A 16,276-nucleotide genomic window follows, 5' to 3' on the forward strand; every position below is an offset into this window, starting at 1 on the left:
ATCTTTCTCCCGTGATTATCGTGTGGTGTCGTGCACGAAGGCGCAGATCGCCTCGGCCAGCCGCGTGTCGGCGGTGCCGAGGTGCATCGTCATCGAATAATGGTTGTGGCCCGTCTGGATCAGCGCCGCCGGCATCGCGCCGTGCCGCGCCAGCCGATCCTGGAGCAGCCCGAGGAACTCCGCCTGGAAACGCGGCGGGTCGTATTCGGCGCAGGCGACGAGCAGCGGCAGCGCGGTCGTGGCGACCGCCTCCAGCGGCATGCGCTCTGGGTAGAGCGCGGCGTCGCCGTAATAGAGTTCGTCGCGCGGATCGAGCGGGGTGTAGCCGTACAGCCCGGACAGCAACACCGCGCCGCGCACGTCACGCCGCGCGGCCTCCTCGCCGACCAGCCGGAGCCAGCCGGCGACATGCACCGCACCCGCCGAGGTGCCGACCAGCACGATGCGGGCCGGATCGCCGCCATGCTTGGCGACGTTGCCGCGTAGCCACGTCACCGCCGCCGCGACATCCTCGGCGCCCGCCGGCCATGTCTCGTCGGGCGCGAGTCGGTAGTTGATGACGGCGCCGACCATCCCCGCCGCCGCCGCCATCCGGCCGACATTGGCGTTGGGCCACACATCCGCACCGCCCTTGTCGCCCTTGAGGAAGCCGCCACCATGGACGAACACCAGCACCGGCGCGTCGCTCACGCCCCCCGGCGCATAGAGATCGAGCCGGTGGCGCGGGTGATCGCCATACGCCACATCGACGGCGGTGGCGGGCCACGCCGCCGCCAGCGCCTGCTGCTCGCCATCGTACAGCGCGCGCACCGCGCCGAGCACGTCCGGCCCGAGCGCGCGGCCGAGGTCTGCGATGCTGCCGGACGTATCCATCACCCGCTCTCTCAGAACTTGGCGTCGAGGCTCAGGCCGATCTGCCGGAACGACTGCGCGCCGTAGATCGCGCCGACATTGGCCGTGCCGTTATACGGAAAATCGCTCTGCATGATCTGCGGTTCGTGGACGTTGAGCAGATTGCGGCCGAAGATCGCGATCTGATAGCGGTCGTCTTCGGTGCGCAGGCCGATCCGGCCGCCGACCATCCAGTGCGGGCGGAAGGTCGTGTCGGTGCGCGAGTTCGCCTCGTACCGCACGCGCGACTTCCACACCGTATCGGCGGCGAGGAAGCCCTTGAAGCTGTTGCCGATCTGATGCGTGTATTCGCCCGACAGCGTGAACTTGTACTCGGGCGCATAGGCAAGCTGGGTGCCGCCGATGTTGGTGCCGTCGGTGCCGACGAAGCCCTTCGGGTACGTCGCCTTGGCCCAGATGAAGCCGGTGTTGAGCGACAGGTTCGGCGAGATGTTGCCGAAGAAGTTGATCTCCGCACCGCGCGATTTCACGCCGTTGACGTTAGTCTGATCGCACGAGATGATGGAGTTCCTGTCCACCGTGCACTGCTGCGCCTGGAAGTTCTGGATCTTGGTGTAGAACAGGCTGAGATCGGCGACCCAGCCGCCGAACAGCGTCGATTTCAGTCCGACTTCGTAGGAGGTCGGGATTTCGGGCAGCACGACATAGGGCGTCGCGGGCGCCGCCGGGGTGGCGATCTGCCCGCCCTTGAAGCCGCGCGAGTAGGTCGCATACGCCATCGTGCGGGCGTCGAGATCATATTGCGCGCCGAGCCGGTACGACACCTTCTGCACGTTCAGGCTGGTGCGCGTCGCCGCCACCGCGCCGTTCGCCGCCGCGTTCAGCGACAGCGTATCCTCGGTATAGCGACCGCCCGCGATCAGCCGGAGCTGCGGCGTCAGGTTGAACGTGCCCTGTCCGAACACCGCCGCGGACTCGTCGCGAATGTCATAGGCGGCGGTCGAGGTGCTGACGATCGGGATGGTGAGCCCGGGGAACGGCGACAGTGTCACGTTGGTCGTCTCGGGATCGCGCAACTGCTTGCCGTAGGAATAGAAGACGCCGGCGGTATATTCGAAGAACTGCTTGGCAGGCGAGCTGACGCGGAATTCCTGCGTGAACTGGCTGAAGCGGCGGTTGACCGCGCCGTTCGCCACCTGAAGCTCCAGCGGCGCGGCGCGGAACACGTCGGACGCGGCACCGAAGCCGACCTCGTTCGATTTGCGATAGGCGGTGATCGAGGTGAGCGTGAACGGATCGGCCTTGTAATCGAGCTGGAGCGAGCCGCCGTAATTTTCGAAATGTTCGTGGAAGGTGCGGTTCGAACAATAGCTGCGGTTGCCTTCCTCCGCGGTGACGCCGCACGAGGCGAGCCGCGCGGTGATGCCGACCGGGTCGGTGCCCGCGCCGCCAAGGAACGTGCCCGGGCCGCCCGCCTTGACGAAGGTGAAGAAGTCGCCGCCGTTATCGACCCGCGACTTGCTGTAATCGCCGATCAGGTTGACAGTGATGCGGTCGGTCGGCTCCCACAGCAGACGGCCGCGCAGGCCCCAGCGATCGGTGTCGTTGTAATCGCCGGTCAGCGCGTTGCGATCGACGCCCTGACGCAGGTTGGTGACGCCCGAAATGCGGATCGCCGCGTTCGAAGCAAGCGGCACGTTGACCAGACCCTGCACGACCTGGTTGCCGTATTTCGAGCCCGCCACGCCCGCACCGGACAGTTCGGTGCGTACGCGTGCGGAGAAGCCGGTGAAATCGGGCGCGTTGGTGGTGATGTTGATGACGCCCGCCGAGGTGGTGAGGCCGAACAACGTCCCCTGCGGGCCTTTGAGCACTTCGATCCGCGCCACATCGAACAGGTCGGAGATGTTGGCGTTGCCCTGGCTCACCTGATCGACGACGATGCCGACCGAGGCGACCGCGCCGGGCGAAAAGGTCTGCGTGCCGATGCCGCGGATCGCGCCGCCGCCGCCGGTGTTCTGCCCCGGCGCCTGCTGCACCTCGAGGCTGGGCGCGATGCGGGCGAGATCGTTGACGGTGTTGACCTGCTGCCGCTCGAGCTGCGCCTGGCTGGCAACGGTGATCGAGATCGGCACCTCCGTCACACGCTCGGCACGGCGCTGCGCGGTGACGATGATGTCGTTCATCGCCGGCTCGTCGGGCGTGCCCTGCGTGGCGGCGGGCGTCGGAGCGGTCTGACCGGCGGCAGCGTCCGCCGTTTGCGCAAAGGCGGGCGCGGCGATGGCGAGTGCGCTGACACTCGCCAGCACGGCGGCGGTGCGGGTGATGGTGTTCATGTTGTCCTCTCCTCGAATCTGTTTTGTTATTGTTCGTCGATGATGCGGTTGGTGAGCGTTCCGACGGTGCCGATGTCGACCTCGACCCTGTCGCCCGCCTTCATGTACAGCGGGGGGCTTCGCTTATCGCCCACTCCGCCCGGCGTGCCGGTGGCGATGATGTCGCCGGGGCTGAGCGGGGTGAAGGCGCTGATATATTCGATCACGGTCGGGATATCCCAGATCATGTCGCTGACCGGCTGGTCCTGCACGACCGCGCCGTTGAGCCGGGTGGTGACGCGCAGGCCCGCGAGGTCGATCTCGTCGGGCGTCACCAGCGCGGGGCCGAAGCCGCCGGTGCCGGGAAAGGTCTTGCCCGGCGTGAACTGGATGTTGTGGCGCTGCCAGTCGCGCGCCGAGCCGTCGTTGAACGCGGCGTAGCCGGCGACGTGGCGCATCGCCTCGTCACGCGTGACCTTGTGCGCGGGCGTGCCGATGATGACGGCGAGTTCGCCCTCATAGTCGAACCGTTCGGTGACGGCGGGCTTCACCATCGGCTGGCCATCGGCGACCAGGCTGTCGGCATAGCGCACGAAGATCGCCGGGTGCGCCTTCTGCTCGCGGCCGGTTTCCTTGACATGCTCGGCATAGTTGAGGCCGACGCACAGGATCTTGGCGGGATCGGGGATCACCGGCAGCAGCACCACGTCGGCGCGCGCGTAGGTCTCGCCATCGGCCAGCCCGGCGAGGCCGTCGGCGGCGAGCGCGGCCTTGAGGCTGGGGGTATCGCGGGTCGCGAGCTGGACGATGGTCTCGCCCTCGATCCGGCCGAAGCTGGGGGTGCCGTCGGGGCGGCGGAAGCTGACGTAGCGCATCAGGCGGGTTCCTCTTGGGTCGTGTCGAGCGGCTGGGCCTGCCAGTCGCGGCGGTGGCGGAATTTCTCTTCGGCGGCGCGCAAGCCGGCATTGTCCTTGTCGGACATGCCCCATTGGTCGATGCGCTTCTCGGGCCAGGTCCAGTCCTCGGGGGAGCCGGCCCGATAGTCCTCGGGCACCTTCTCGACCGCGGTGGAGAATTCGATGACGGGGCCGAACGGCGCGATGAAATAGGCGAACACGTTGGCACCGGGGCCGTGACGGCCCGGCCCCCAGGCGGGGGCCATATCCTGATCGCGCAACCGGCCGATGCCGCGCATCACCGCATCGAGATCGGCCATCTCGAAGGCGATGTGGTTGAGCGAGGAGATGCCGGCGCGCGCGAAGGCGGTGGAGTGGTGCGATTCGTTGCAGCGCACGAACACCATGCCCTTGGTCCGGTCCGACACGCGGAAACCCAGCGCCTGCTCGACCAGGGTGCCGGTCGCCTCGGCATCGGTCGCGTTGAACACGACGTGGGTGAGCTTGACCGGCAGGTCGTGGCCTTCGATCGGCGCGACCTCTGCGGCATCGACGAGGAAGCGCAGCAATTCGCCCTCGGCCAGTTCGACGACGATGCCATGCCCGCCGCCCGGATCGTTCGAGACGACCGGCGCGGCGGGGAGGCCGGCCGCGCCCACGCTGCGCTTGAGCTGTTCGAGCCGTTCGGCCGTGCAGGTGAAGGTGGTCGAGCGGACGTAGGGCTCGGCCGCTTCCTCCAGCGCGACGAGGTACGGGAAACGGCCCGATCCGCGCAGATAATGGGTTTGCCCGCGCACCTCGGCGGGCGCCATGCCCCAGATGTCGGTGAGGAACGCCGCCGCCTCCGCCGCGTGCGGCAGCGCCAGTTCGATGCTGCGTAACTTCATGATGTCGCTCCGTGGAAAAGTCCGGCGGCGGCGATGCCGGCATGCGCGCACGCCTCGTCGCAATCGCCGGTGTCGCCGCTGATGCCGACCGCGCCGATCAGCGTGCCCGCCGCGTCGCGCATCAGCACGCCGCCGGGCGAAAACGCGATGCGCCCGTCGACCGCCGCCGCGACGCTTTGGAAGAACATCGGGTTGCCCGCGGCGCGCCTGGCGATCTCGCGCGTGTCCACGCCCATGCCGAGCGCCCCGGCTGCCTTGGCGCGCGCGATGTCGAAGCGGAACAGGCTCGCGCCGTCTTCGCGCGCGAAGGCGACTGGGTGTGCGCCCGCGTCGAGCACCATCACCGCAAGCGGCTGCGCCCCGGCGGCGCGGGCATGGGCGAGCGCGCCCTCGATGATCGAACGGGCCTGATCGAGCGTCATGCCGCAGCCTCCTCGCGGGCGGGAACGCCGGCGATCAACGCGTCGCGCCGGGCGAGCAGATCGTCAGGCGCGCCGGTGCCGAACACATAATGATCGGGCCGCACCAGCACCGCGTCCACGCCGCGCGCGTCGAGCCACGCTGCGATCGCGCCGTCGTCGTCCAGCGTGTCGAGCCGGACCACCGCGACGTCCGGAGCTTGGACCGGCGTGCGCGTGAACAGCCGCCAGCCGCCGCCGGTGACGTCATCGAGCAACCGGCCGGCGACACGCGGCTGGATGAAGCGCTCGCCCGCGCCCGGCGTGTCGACCGCGACGATGCCGGTGGCGATCGGCGCGATCAGATCGGCGGCGGTGCCCTGCTGCACGATCGCGCGCATCCGCGCGTCGCGCTCGGCGGCGGCGTCCGGATCGAGCATGCAGATGTAGCGACCGGCCGCGACGGCGGCGGAGATCACCGCGCGGACATGCGGATCGCGCTCGGCCTGATAGCTGTCGAGCAGCGCGTCGGGCGCGGACCCGGCCAGCACCATCTCCAGCTTCCAGGCGAGATTGGCGACGTCGCGCAGGCCGTGGCACATGCCCTGCCCGAAGAACGGCGGCGTCTGGTGCGCGGCGTCGCCGGCGAGGAACACGCGGCGGTCACGCCATTGCTCGGCGATCAGCCCGTGGAAGCGATAGGTCGCCGCGCGCACGATGCGGTGCGGCACGCCGTCGAGATAGGGGGCGACCAGCGCCGCCACCGCCTCCGGCCGCATCATCGCCTGATCGTCCTCGCCCGGCAGCAGCATGAACTCCCAGCGGCGATGGTTGCCGCGCCCCGGCACGATCGTCGCCGGGCGCTTGGGGTCGCACATCATCACCGAAAGCTTCTGCAAATCCGCCGCCTGCGGCACGCCGTGCAGATCGGGAAAGCGCACCGCGCCGTCGACCTCGGCATCGACCACCAGCCACGGTTCCTCGAAGCCGAGATCGTCGAGCCGGATGCCGAGCGCTTTGCGCACCACGCTGCGTGCGCCGTCGCAGGCGATCACGTAGCGCGCCTGCACCGGATCGCCGTCGGACAGGTGCAGCGTAACGCCTGCGCCACCCTGCTCCAGCCGCTCGAACCCCGCGCCGAAGCGCAGCACGACATTCGGCAGGGCGTCTAGCGCGCGGCGGAGATGATCCTCCAGTTCGGGCTGGTAGAAGAAATAGTCGTTCGACCAGCTATACGGGCGCGGCCGGCCGACCGTGCCCATATAGCGGATCACGCCATGATCCGCGCCGATATGGAGGTGCCCCTCGGTATCGCGCATATCGTCGGCGAGCCGGTCGATCACGCGCGCAGACTGGAACAGCCGCATCATCTCGTGATCGAGATGGACCGCGCGCGGCAGCGGATAGGGCTGCGCCTCGCGCTCGATCACCACGACCGAGCGGCCGGTCTGGCCCAGGAGATTGGCCGCAAAGGCCCCCACCGGCCCGCAGCCGATGATCGCGACATCGAACATGGACGGACTTTCCGGACTAGGCGGCGACGGCGTGGGCGACGGGCGACTTGTGCATCCGCCCGGCCTGCATGATCATCACGATGCGGCTGGCATCCTGCAGGATCGCGACGTTCTCGGTCGGATCGCCGTCGATCAGCAGCAGGTCGGCAAGATAGCCCTCGCGTACCAGCCCGAGTTCTTCGCCCTGCCCCATCAACTGCCCGCCGAGCATCGTCGCCGCGCTCAGCGCCTCGGCGGGGGTGTAGCCGAAATAGTCGACGAAATGCTGGAGGTCGCGCGCGTTGCGGCCGTGCGGGTTGAACGGGAAGCCATAGTCGCCGCCGGGCAGCACGCGCACGCCGCGCCGCTTGAGTTCGGGCACGAGCACGCGTTCCAGATCGAGCCGCTGCACGCCGCTCGCCTTCATGTGGCTCATGTCGATGTGCGGCGGCGGGGTCGCCTCGATCGCTGCGACCGAGACGCCGGGGCCGGGCGCGTAGAAGATGCTGTCCTTGTGCGCCGCCATCAGCGCGATGCCAGCCTCGTCCGCGAACGAGCAATGGTAGAGGATGCGCGCACCCGCCGCGATCGCCATGCGAATGGCGGGCGTGGTGTAGGTGTGGGTGGCGATGTAGAGGCCCTTCTCACGCGCCGCTTCGCCCGCCGCCTGCATCTCCTCCTCGGTATAGAGAACCTGCTGTGCCGAACCCGGCTTGAGCGCGTCTTCGCCGGACACGATCAGCTTGAGCGACTTGACGCCCTCCGCCGCGCAATAGTCGACAAAGGCGCGCATCGCGTCCGAGCCGCGACCGTTGAACACGTCGCCGGTTTCGACGCCGTCCTCGCCTTCGGGGCTGCGTTCCAGCGTGGAGGGGATCAGGCGCGGCCCCGGCGTATCGCCCGCCTGGATCGCGCGCGCCAGCTCGGGCTCGATCCCGTCGCCGAGCGCGCCCGCCGAATATAGGCTGGTGAAGCCGTGATCGAGCAGCACGCGCGCGTTGCGCCACGCGGCGACCTTCAACTCCTCGGGCGGCAGGATGAACTGGTGGTAGATCTTCTCCACCGACGAACCCCAGGTGAGATGCGTGTGCGCATCGACCATGCCGGGCATCAGCGTGCCGCCGTGGCCGTCGATCACCACATCGGCATCGGGCATCGGCGCGTCGGCGGGGAGGATGGCGGCGATCCGCTCGCCCTCGATCAGCACTGCGCCGGGTGCGGACGGTGCGCCGGTGCCATCAAAAATACGGACGTTGTGAATATACTGCCGCGTCACGGCTGCTCTCCCGAACTCTTATGCTCAGGACTATGCGGCAAGCCGCTCCATAAGAAAAATAATGTTTTCCGATGCTGTCATAGGTTCACCCTATGGTTCAGCACCGCGAGCAACTCCTGCGCCAGCCGCGATGTTCGTCCGCCCACCAGCCGCCTGACGCCGACGTTGCGCGGGAATACCGCCTCGCGGATGGTGATCGCGCGCAGCACGCCGATCGACAGTTCGGCCGAGATCACCTTCATCGGCAGGATCGTCATGCGCGCGCCGCCGCGCACGATCGCCTTGGTGGCGAGCAGCGAGTCGCAGCGGATCGCGTCGCGCGGCACCGGCACGTCCGCCCCTAGGAACAGCGCGTCGATCTGGCGGCGGAACGCGCCGCGCGCCTCGGGCAGCACCCACTGCTTGGCGGCGACGCTCTCCAGCGACACTTCGGAGGGAAGATGGTCGTTGCGCGGGCCGACCACCAGCGCGAACGGATCCTGCGAGAGCGTGATCTCCTCGATGCCCTCCGCCGGCTCCTCGATGCCGGTGGTGACGAAGGCGAGTTCGATCTCGCCCCGGCGCAGCATCTCGATCAGTTCGGCGTCGGAGCGCTCGATGACATGCAGGCTGAACCGTCCGACCCGCCCCTCCAGCCGCCGCACCGCATCGGGCAGCAGGCTGACCAGCGCGCCGGGCGTTCCGCCGACGCGCAACGGGCCGATCATGTCGTCGCGGATCAGCCGGATCTCCTCCTCGGCATCGCGCAGCAGCCCGTCGATCGCCTCGGCACGGCGCAATAGCACTTCGCCCTCGGGCGTGAGCACGATGCCGGCGCGCGACCGCTCGAACAGGCTCGATCCGATCACGGCCTCCAGATTGGAGATCGTGTTCGACACCGAGGGCTGCGAGATGTTGAGCAGCCGCGCGCCGCCGCTGATCGAATTGGCGCGGCATACCGCGAGAAACACCTTCAGCGCACGCGGGTCGATCATCGGGAGCGTTCCTGATGCGGAATGATGACCGAGCAAAGCGCGCCGGTGGGCGACGCTGTCAACCCCGTCACCCGAACCGCGCTCAGGCCGCAGTCCGCAGCGTCTCGCCCTGCGCGGCGGTGAGCAGCCGCCGCTCGATCCCGCGCAGCCGCGTGGTGTTGGCGATCTTGTCCCCGGTCAGATCGGTCAGATAAAAGGTGTCGACTGCGCGCTCGCCATAGGTCGCGACATGCGCGGAGTGGATCGTCACCTTCGAATCGAACAGCGCATGGGCAAGCTGGTGGAGCAGCGCCGGCCGGTCGCGCGCGTTCACCTCGATCACGGTGAAGCGGTTGGACGCCTTGTTTTCGATCAGCACGTTGGGCGCGATCGGAAAGGCCGAGGCGCGCGGACGCGGCAGCGGCTTGGCCAGCAGCTTGTCGACCAGCCGCCCGCGCGCGGCGAGCGCATCCTCGATACCGCTGCGCAAGCGCCGAAGCTGCATCTCATCCTCGAACGGGCCGCCCATCGGATCCTGCACGACGAAATTGTCGAGCGCCATGCCGTCGCGCGTGGTGTGGATGCGCGCGTCGATGATGTTTCCGCCTGCCAGGCTGATCGCGCCGGCGATGCGATAGAACAGGCCGGGGTGGTCGGCGGCATAGACGGTGACGAGCGTCGCACCGCGCGCGGGATCGGGGCGGGTGTCGATCGAAAGCTGCGCGGCGCCGGCGCGGTCGACCAATTGCGCGTTCTGCGCCAGCACCTCCTCGGGCTCGGCGACCCAATAGGGATCGGGCATGCGCCTGAGCAAAGCCGCGAAGCGCGCATCGTCCCAGCCGAGTGCGGCACGCAAGGCGGCCTGCTTGGCGGCGATCCGCTCCTCGCGGCCCTTCTGCTTGTGCCCGAGCCGGAGCACCTCCTCCGCCGCCTCGTAGAGATCGGTGAGCAGCTGCCGCTTCCAGCTGTTCCACACACCGGGGCCGACCGCGCGAATATCCACCACCGTCAGCAGCAGCAGCAGCCGCAACCGCTCGGGGCTTTGCACCACCTCGGCGAAATCGAGGATCGTCTTGAAGTCGGACAGGTCGCGCTTGAACGCGGTGGCGCTCATCAGCAGATGCTGGCGCACCAGCCACGCCACCGTCTCGGTCTCCGCCTCGGTGAGGCCGAAGCGTGGGCACAGCCGGTGCGCGACCTCCGCACCCAGCACCGAATGGTCGCCGCCGCGCCCCTTGGCGATGTCGTGGAGCAGCACCGCGACGTACAGCGCGCGCCGCGACACGATCTGTCCGAACACCGCGCTGGCGAGCGGATGATCCTCGTCGAGGCCCTTGTTTTCGATTTTGGCGAGCAGCCCGATCGCCCGGATGGTGTGTTCGTCCACCGTATAATGGTGGTACATGTCGAACTGCATCTGCGCGACGACGCGACCGAAATCGGGAATGAAGCGGCCGAACACACCCGCCTCGTTCATCCAGCGCAGCACCGTCTCGGGGTCGCGCGGGGAGGTCAGCACGTCGAGGAACAGCGCGTTGGCGCGCGGCTCCTGCCGGATATCGTCGGCGAGCTTGGCGTCGCGCGCGGCGGCGCGCATCGTCAGTGGATGGATTTCGAGGCCGTGCTGGTCGGCAAGCGCGAACAGCTCGATCAGCCGCACCGGATCGGCGCGAAAGAAATCGTCCTCGGGGATGGCGAGGCGACCGCGATCGATCCGGAAGCCGTGCAGTTTACGCGGCGCCTTGCGCCCCAGCATCGGCAGCCCGAAGCGCCGCCCGCGCGCCGCGAACTTCTCGTCGAGATGCGCGAGGAACACTCCGGTAAGGTCGCCCACGCGCTTCGCCTGGAGGAAGTAATATTGCATGAAGCGCTCGACCTTGGACTTGCCGGTCCGGTCGGCGAAACGCATCCGCCGCGCGATCTCGGCCTGAAGATCGAAGGTCAGCCGGTCCTCGGCGCGGCGGGCGATGCTGTGGAGATGGCAACGCACCGCCCACAGGAAATTCTCGGCGCGGTTGAACTGGCGATATTCGGCGCGGCTGAGCAGCCCGGCCTCGACCAGCTCGCCCGGCTCGGACACGTTGTAGGCGTATTTGCCGATCCAGAACAACGTGTGGAGATCGCGCAGCCCCCCCTTGGCCTCCTTGACGTTGGGCTCGACCACGTAGCGCGTGTCGCCCATGCGCTTGTGGCGAGTGTCGCGCTCGGCGAGCTTCTCGGTGATGAAGGTGCGCACCGTATCGGCCTGCACCTCGGCCTTGAAGCGGCGCGCCGCCTCGTCATACAGCGGCTGGTCGCCCCACACGTAGCGCGCTTCGAGCAATGCGGTGCGGATCGTGACGTCGCTCTTGGCCTGTCGCACCATCTCGTCGAGCGAACGGCTCGAATGGCCGACCTTGAGGCCGAGATCCCATAGCGCGTAGAGCATGGATTCGATAACCTGCTCGGCCCAGCTCGTCTGCTTCCAGGGGGTGAGGAAGCCGATATCGACATCCGAATAGGGCGCCATCTCGCCGCGACCGTACCCGCCGACCGCGATGATGGTCAGCCGCTCGGCAGCGGTCGGGTTGTGGACCGGATACAGCCGCTGCACGGTGAAATCGTACAGCAGGCGGATGAGCTGATCGACCAGGAACGCCTGCGCGGCGGCGATCTCCAGCCCGCGCGAGGGATGTTCGATCAGCCGCCGCGCGATCTCCTCACGGCCGGCGTCGAGCGCGGCCTTGAGGAGCGCGGTGGCCGCCATGCGGAGCGCGACCGTATCCTTCGCCTCCACCACCGCGAGCGCATCGGCGAGCGCGCGGCGATCGATGATCGCGCGACGCTGGGGTAGGGAATCAAAACGGCTGGGCATGACGCAGAGATAGTCGCGCTTCGCCCTGCCGTCATCCGCTTACGGAATCAGCCGCTGGCTGCGGAGCTCAGCGAACAGATCGGTGAAGGCGTCGTCGGTCGGCTGATACTCGGTGAAGCCGAGCCGGCGGCTTTTCGACATGTCGGTGACGACCTCGATCGGCCGGCCGAGATCGGCATCGGTGTGCCACGGCGAGGCGAGGCGGGAGAGATCGGGCTCGGCCAGTCCCTCGCGCGCCGCGATAGTGCGCCACAGATCGGCATCGTCCGCCATCTGGGTTTCGAGCGGCTGTACGGTGCCATCGAACGGCGCGGGTTCGAGCCCGAACCATGCGGCGATATGGCCCCACATCCAGCTCCAACGGAAGACGTCACCGTTGACGACGTTGAACGCCTCGTTCGCCGCCGCCGGCGTCTCGCTCGCCCACAGCAGATGCCGCGCGAGCAGGCGCGCGTCGGTCATGTCGGTCAGCCCGTTCCACTGTGCGGGCGAACCCGGAAAGCGGAACGGCCGCCCGGTCTCGCGGCACAGCGTCGCATAGACCGCGAGCGTCGTACCCATGTTCATCGCATTGCCGACCGCCTTGCCGATCACGGTGTGCGGGCGGTGCACGCTCCAGGTGAAGCCGTCGCGTGCGGCGGCGGCGAACAGCTCGTCCTCCTGCGCGTAATAGAAATTGTCGACGTCGAGCCGACCCTGTTCCTCGCGGAACGGTGTCTGCGGCAGCGTGCCTTTGCCGTACGCCTCGAACGGCCCGAGATAGTGTTTGAGCCCCGTCACCAAAGCGACGTGGCGCGGGGTGCGGCGCGAGCCGCGCAGGCCATCGAGCAGGTTGCGCACCATCGCCGAATTGACGCGGATGTTCTCGGCCTCGCTGTCCTGTCGCAGCCAGGTGGTGATGAACACCGCATCGACTTCAATCCCGGCAAGCGCACGCGCGGTCGCCTCGGCATCCTGGAGATCGGCGACGACCGGCGTGACGCCGGGCTGATCGCCGGGGCGACGCGCGAGGCCGTGGACCTGCCAGCCGCTCTTGCCGAGCAGCGCCGCCGTCGCACCGCCGACGATGCCGCTTGCGCCCACTACCAGTGCCGAATTGGCCATCCCGAAATCTCCGTACCGTGTCACACTCCAGCTAGGCACGCGGCGCGCCCGGTTCTAGACGGCACCTTTTGGGGACATAGGAACCATAAGGTGCCCAGCGACGATACCGACTGGCGCGAGGATTGCGCGCCGCGCCGCGTGCTCGACCTGTTCGCGACCAAGTGGACGAGCATGATCCTCCACGTCCTGCATGCGCGGCTCGACGGGGCGGCGCGCACCGGCGTGCTGCACCGGAGCATCCCCGGCATCTCCAAGAAGATGCTGACGCAGACCTTACGCGAGATGGAGGGCAGCGGCCTCGTCACGCGGCACGTGCAGGGGACGATTCCGCCGGCGGTCGAATACCGGCTGACCGCGCTGGGTACGCGCTTCGTCGAGCCGATCGAGCTGCTCTACGGCTGGGGCCGCGACAATGCCGACGCGCTCGACCAGCTTGGGGCGAGGCCTACATCGCGGCGAACGGTGGCGGGGGAGTAGCCCGGCCCCGCCCGGCCCCCACCGTTCGTGCCGAGTAGGGATCGAGTAGCCGAAGGCGTATCGAGAGCCCGTATCGACGCACAGGTTTCGCGCGGGCGCCTGCACCTCTTGGTACGCCGAAAGCGGCTACTCGGCAGCTACTCGGGACGAACGGGCCGGGGTCTTACAGCAGCCCCTTTAACCGGTAGAGCTGCTCCAGGGCCTCGCGCGGCGTCAGCGCATCGGCGTCGATGCCGGCAAGCGCATCGCGCAACGCATCGGTGGGTGGCGTTTCCTCCTCGCGCACCGCGGCGAACAGCGGCAGGTCGTCGAGCCCGGCCGCGATGCCACCGGTGCGGGCTTTCCCCGCCTCCAGCTTGGCAAGCACTGCCTTCGCCCGTGCCAGCGTGGCGGGCGAGAGCCCGGCGAGCCGCGCCACCGCCAGCCCGTAGCTGCGGTCGGCCGGCCCCTCGCTCACCTCATGCAGCAGGACGAGATCGCCCTTCCACTCGCGCGCGCGGACGTGGTGGAGCGACAGCGCGTCGCAGCGCTCCGCCAGCCGGGTCAGCTCGTGATAATGCGTGGCGAACAGGCAGCGGCAGCGATTGTCCTCGTGGATCGCCTCCACCACTGCCCAGGCGATCGCCAGCCCGTCATAGGTCGAGGTGCCGCGCCCGACCTCGTCGAGAATGACGAAGCTGCGCGGGGTCGCCTGCGCGAGGATCGCGGCGGTCTCGACCATCTCGACCATGAAGGTCGAGCGCCCGCGCGCGAGATTGTCCGAGGCGCCGACCCGGCTGAACAACCGGTCGACCAGCCCCAACGTCGCCGAGGTGGCGGGCACGTAGCTGCCGGCCTGCGCGAGCACCGCGATCAGCGCGTTCTGGCGCAGGAAGGTCGATTTGCCGCCCATGTTCGGCCCCGTCACGAGCCACAGCCGCGAGTCTTCCGACAAACGGCAGTCGTTGGCGACAAAGCGCTCGCCGCGCTTGGCGAGCGCATCCTCGACCACGGGATGCCGTCCGCCCTCGATGTCGAAACAGGCGTGATCGACCAGCGCGGGCCGCACCCAGCCGCCCTCGCACGCGCGCTCCGCCAGCCCGGCGGACGCATCGAGCCGGGCGAGCGCATCGGCGGTGGCGGCGATCGCCTCCCGCTTGGCCAGCGCGTGGTGGGTGAGGTCTTCGAGATGCGACGCCTCCGCCGCCAGCGCATGCGCACCAGCCTGCGACACTTTCACCGCGACCTCGTGCAGTTCGGGCGCGTTGAAGCGCACCACTCCGGCGAGCGTCTGGCGGTGGGTGAAGCCGCTGTCGGGCGTCATCAGCGCATCGGCGACGCGCGCGGCGACCTCGATATGATAGCCGAGCACGCCGTTATGTTTGATCTTGAGCGCGTTGATGCCGGTGCGGGTGCGATACTCCGCCTCCAGCGCGGCGATCGCCCGCCTGCCGCCCGCGCCCGCATCGCGCAGATCATCGAGCGCGGCGTCGTAGCCCGGCGCGATATAGCCGCCGTCCGATGCGTCGATCGGCGGGGCTGCGACCAGCGCGCGGGTGAACAGCTCGATCAGCGCGCCGTGCCCGCGCAGGCGCCGCGCGATGTCCGCCAGCAGCGTCGGCGGGCGCTCGATCTGCCCGAGCTTCTCGCCGAGCCGCCACGCGCCGTCGAGCCCGTCGCGAAGCTGGCCGAGATCGCGCGGGCTCCCCCGCCCCGCCGCGATCCGCCCGAGCGCGCGGCCGATATCGGGCAGCGCGCGCAGCGTCGCGCGCAACGACTCGCGCAAGCCCCCATCCTCGCAGAGCAGTTGCACGAGATCGAGCCGCGCCTCGATCTCCGCCTTGTCGACCAGCGGCGCGCCGAGATCGGCGGCGAGCGTGCGGGCGCCCGCGCCGGTCACGGTGCGATCGACCGCGTCGAGCAGACTGCCCTTGCGCTGCCCCGAGGTGGTGGCGGTGAGTTCGAGGCTCTCGCGCGTCGCCGCGTCGATCGCCATCGCCTGCGTGCTCTGGCGCAGCACCGGCGGGCGCAGGAAGGGCAGCGCGCCTTTGCCGTTGTGGTCGAGATAGGCGACCAGTCCGCCCGCCGCCGCCAGCGCAGCGCGTCCGAACTGGCCGAACCCGTCGAGCGTCGCCACGCCGTACAATTCGCGTAAGCGCGCCTCGCCGCGCGCGCTGTCGAAACCGGGCTTCGGGCGCAGTGACGTCGCCGCCTCGGCAAAGGCGCTGTCCTCGGCGGCGATCGTCTCGGCGGGACCCAGCCGGGCGAGTTCGGTGGCGAGGTTGGCGGCGCTCGTCTCGATCAGCTCGAACCGCCCGGTTGAAATGTCGGCGGCGGCCAGCGCGACGCCGCCGCCCGCCTCCCCGATCGCGACGCACCAGTTGGCGGCGCGCGCGTCCAGCAACGCCTCCTCGGTCAGCGTCCCCGCCGTCACCACGCGGATGATGCCACGCGCGACCAAAGCCTTGGAACCGCCGCGCTTCTTGGCCTCCGCGGGTGTCTCGGTCTGTTCGGCGATGGCGACGCGGTGCCCGGCCTTGATGAGCCGGGCGAGATAGCCCTCCGCCGAATGCACCGGCACGCCGCACATCGGGATCGCCACGCCGCCATGCTCGCCGCGCGCGGTAAGCGCAATGTCGAGGCAGGCGGCGGCGATTTTGGCGTCTTCGAAGAACATCTCGAAGAAATCGCCCATCCGGTAGAACAGCAGGCAATCCTGCGCCTCGGCCTTGAGGGCGAGATATTGCGCCATCATCGGCGTGGGGGCGGTATCGGTCACGCGGCGTTCGTTA

General features: G+C 68.8%; 12 protein-coding genes. 1 reads left to right on the forward strand and 11 read right to left on the reverse strand.

Going from position 1 to position 16,276, the window contains the following annotated elements; genetic code table 11:
* Window positions 1-15: 15 nt before the first annotated feature.
* From AC3ANX_RS19860 to AC3ANX_RS19905, 10 genes are all read right to left on the reverse strand, one after another.
* Entirely contained in the window at window positions 16-873 is an 858-nt protein-coding gene (locus tag AC3ANX_RS19860) for an alpha/beta hydrolase (protein WP_488334934.1), read from the reverse strand.
* 11 nt (window positions 874-884) lie between these two features.
* Window positions 885-3,188, reverse strand: coding sequence for a TonB-dependent receptor (locus AC3ANX_RS19865; protein WP_488334935.1), 2,304 nt, complete (start codon window positions 3,186-3,188; stop codon window positions 885-887).
* Window positions 3,189-3,214: 26 nt separating this feature from the next.
* On the reverse strand, window positions 3,215-4,042 hold the full coding sequence (locus AC3ANX_RS19870; protein WP_488334936.1) for a fumarylacetoacetate hydrolase family protein: 828 nt from the start codon (window positions 4,040-4,042) through the stop codon (window positions 3,215-3,217).
* On the reverse strand, window positions 4,042-4,950 hold the full coding sequence (locus AC3ANX_RS19875; RefSeq protein WP_488334937.1) for a VOC family protein: 909 nt from the start codon (window positions 4,948-4,950) through the stop codon (window positions 4,042-4,044). Before AC3ANX_RS19875 ends, AC3ANX_RS19870 begins: the two co-directional genes overlap by 1 nt.
* On the reverse strand, window positions 4,947-5,372 hold the full coding sequence (locus AC3ANX_RS19880; protein WP_488334938.1) for a GlcG/HbpS family heme-binding protein: 426 nt from the start codon (window positions 5,370-5,372) through the stop codon (window positions 4,947-4,949). The genes AC3ANX_RS19875 and AC3ANX_RS19880 overlap by 4 nt, the downstream gene beginning before the upstream one ends.
* Window positions 5,369-6,862: a bifunctional 3-(3-hydroxy-phenyl)propionate/3-hydroxycinnamic acid hydroxylase gene (locus AC3ANX_RS19885; protein WP_488334939.1), complete on the reverse strand. Its 1,494-nt coding sequence runs from the start codon at window positions 6,860-6,862 to the stop codon at window positions 5,369-5,371. The genes AC3ANX_RS19880 and AC3ANX_RS19885 overlap by 4 nt, the downstream gene beginning before the upstream one ends.
* Before the next feature lie 16 nt (window positions 6,863-6,878).
* Entirely contained in the window at window positions 6,879-8,117 is a 1,239-nt protein-coding gene (locus tag AC3ANX_RS19890; protein ID WP_488334940.1) for an amidohydrolase family protein, read from the reverse strand.
* A 77-nt stretch (window positions 8,118-8,194) separates the two neighbouring features.
* On the reverse strand, window positions 8,195-9,091 hold the full coding sequence (locus AC3ANX_RS19895; RefSeq protein WP_488334941.1) for a LysR family transcriptional regulator: 897 nt from the start codon (window positions 9,089-9,091) through the stop codon (window positions 8,195-8,197).
* An 82-nt stretch (window positions 9,092-9,173) separates the two neighbouring features.
* The gene (locus AC3ANX_RS19900; protein ID WP_488334942.1) at window positions 9,174-11,924 is read right to left on the reverse strand and encodes a [protein-PII] uridylyltransferase; all 2,751 of its coding nucleotides are present in this window, start codon (window positions 11,922-11,924) and stop codon (window positions 9,174-9,176) included.
* Window positions 11,925-11,963: 39 nt separating this feature from the next.
* Window positions 11,964-13,028: an SDR family oxidoreductase gene (locus AC3ANX_RS19905; protein ID WP_488334943.1), complete on the reverse strand. Its 1,065-nt coding sequence runs from the start codon at window positions 13,026-13,028 to the stop codon at window positions 11,964-11,966.
* A 90-nt stretch (window positions 13,029-13,118) separates the two neighbouring features.
* On the opposite strand from AC3ANX_RS19905, the gene AC3ANX_RS19910 reads away from it, so the two are divergent.
* Complete coding sequence (locus tag AC3ANX_RS19910) at window positions 13,119-13,505, forward strand: winged helix-turn-helix transcriptional regulator (protein ID WP_488334944.1); 387 nt, start codon at window positions 13,119-13,121, stop codon at window positions 13,503-13,505.
* Window positions 13,506-13,668: 163 nt separating this feature from the next.
* Here AC3ANX_RS19910 and mutS read toward each other — a convergent pair whose 3' ends face one another.
* A complete protein-coding gene (gene mutS, locus AC3ANX_RS19915) occupies window positions 13,669-16,239 on the reverse strand; it encodes a DNA mismatch repair protein MutS (protein WP_488337016.1) in 2,571 nt (856 codons plus the stop codon).
* Window positions 16,240-16,276: the final 37 nt, after the last annotated feature.

The organism is Sphingomonas sp. BRN-1R, from assembly GCF_057748035.1.

Excerpts from the sequence above, each read along its gene's own strand:
- AC3ANX_RS19870 (WP_488334936.1), bottom strand. The coding sequence starts at position 4,042 with ATGCGCTACGTCAGCTTCCGCCGCCCCGACGGCACCCCCAGCTTCGGC.
- mutS (WP_488337016.1), bottom strand. The coding sequence starts at position 16,239 with ATGATGGCGCAATATCTCGCCCTCAAGGCCGAGGCGCAGGATTGCCTG.
- AC3ANX_RS19885 (WP_488334939.1), bottom strand. The coding sequence starts at position 6,862 with ATGTTCGATGTCGCGATCATCGGCTGCGGGCCGGTGGGGGCCTTTGCG.
- AC3ANX_RS19865 (WP_488334935.1), bottom strand. The coding sequence starts at position 3,188 with ATGAACACCATCACCCGCACCGCCGCCGTGCTGGCGAGTGTCAGCGCA.
- AC3ANX_RS19905 (WP_488334943.1), bottom strand. The coding sequence starts at position 13,028 with ATGGCCAATTCGGCACTGGTAGTGGGCGCAAGCGGCATCGTCGGCGGT.
- AC3ANX_RS19875 (WP_488334937.1), bottom strand. The coding sequence starts at position 4,950 with ATGAAGTTACGCAGCATCGAACTGGCGCTGCCGCACGCGGCGGAGGCG.
- AC3ANX_RS19900 (WP_488334942.1), bottom strand. The coding sequence starts at position 11,924 with ATGCCCAGCCGTTTTGATTCCCTACCCCAGCGTCGCGCGATCATCGAT.
- AC3ANX_RS19880 (WP_488334938.1), bottom strand. The coding sequence starts at position 5,372 with ATGACGCTCGATCAGGCCCGTTCGATCATCGAGGGCGCGCTCGCCCAT.
- AC3ANX_RS19860 (WP_488334934.1), bottom strand. The coding sequence starts at position 873 with ATGGATACGTCCGGCAGCATCGCAGACCTCGGCCGCGCGCTCGGGCCG.
- AC3ANX_RS19895 (WP_488334941.1), bottom strand. The coding sequence starts at position 9,091 with ATGATCGACCCGCGTGCGCTGAAGGTGTTTCTCGCGGTATGCCGCGCC.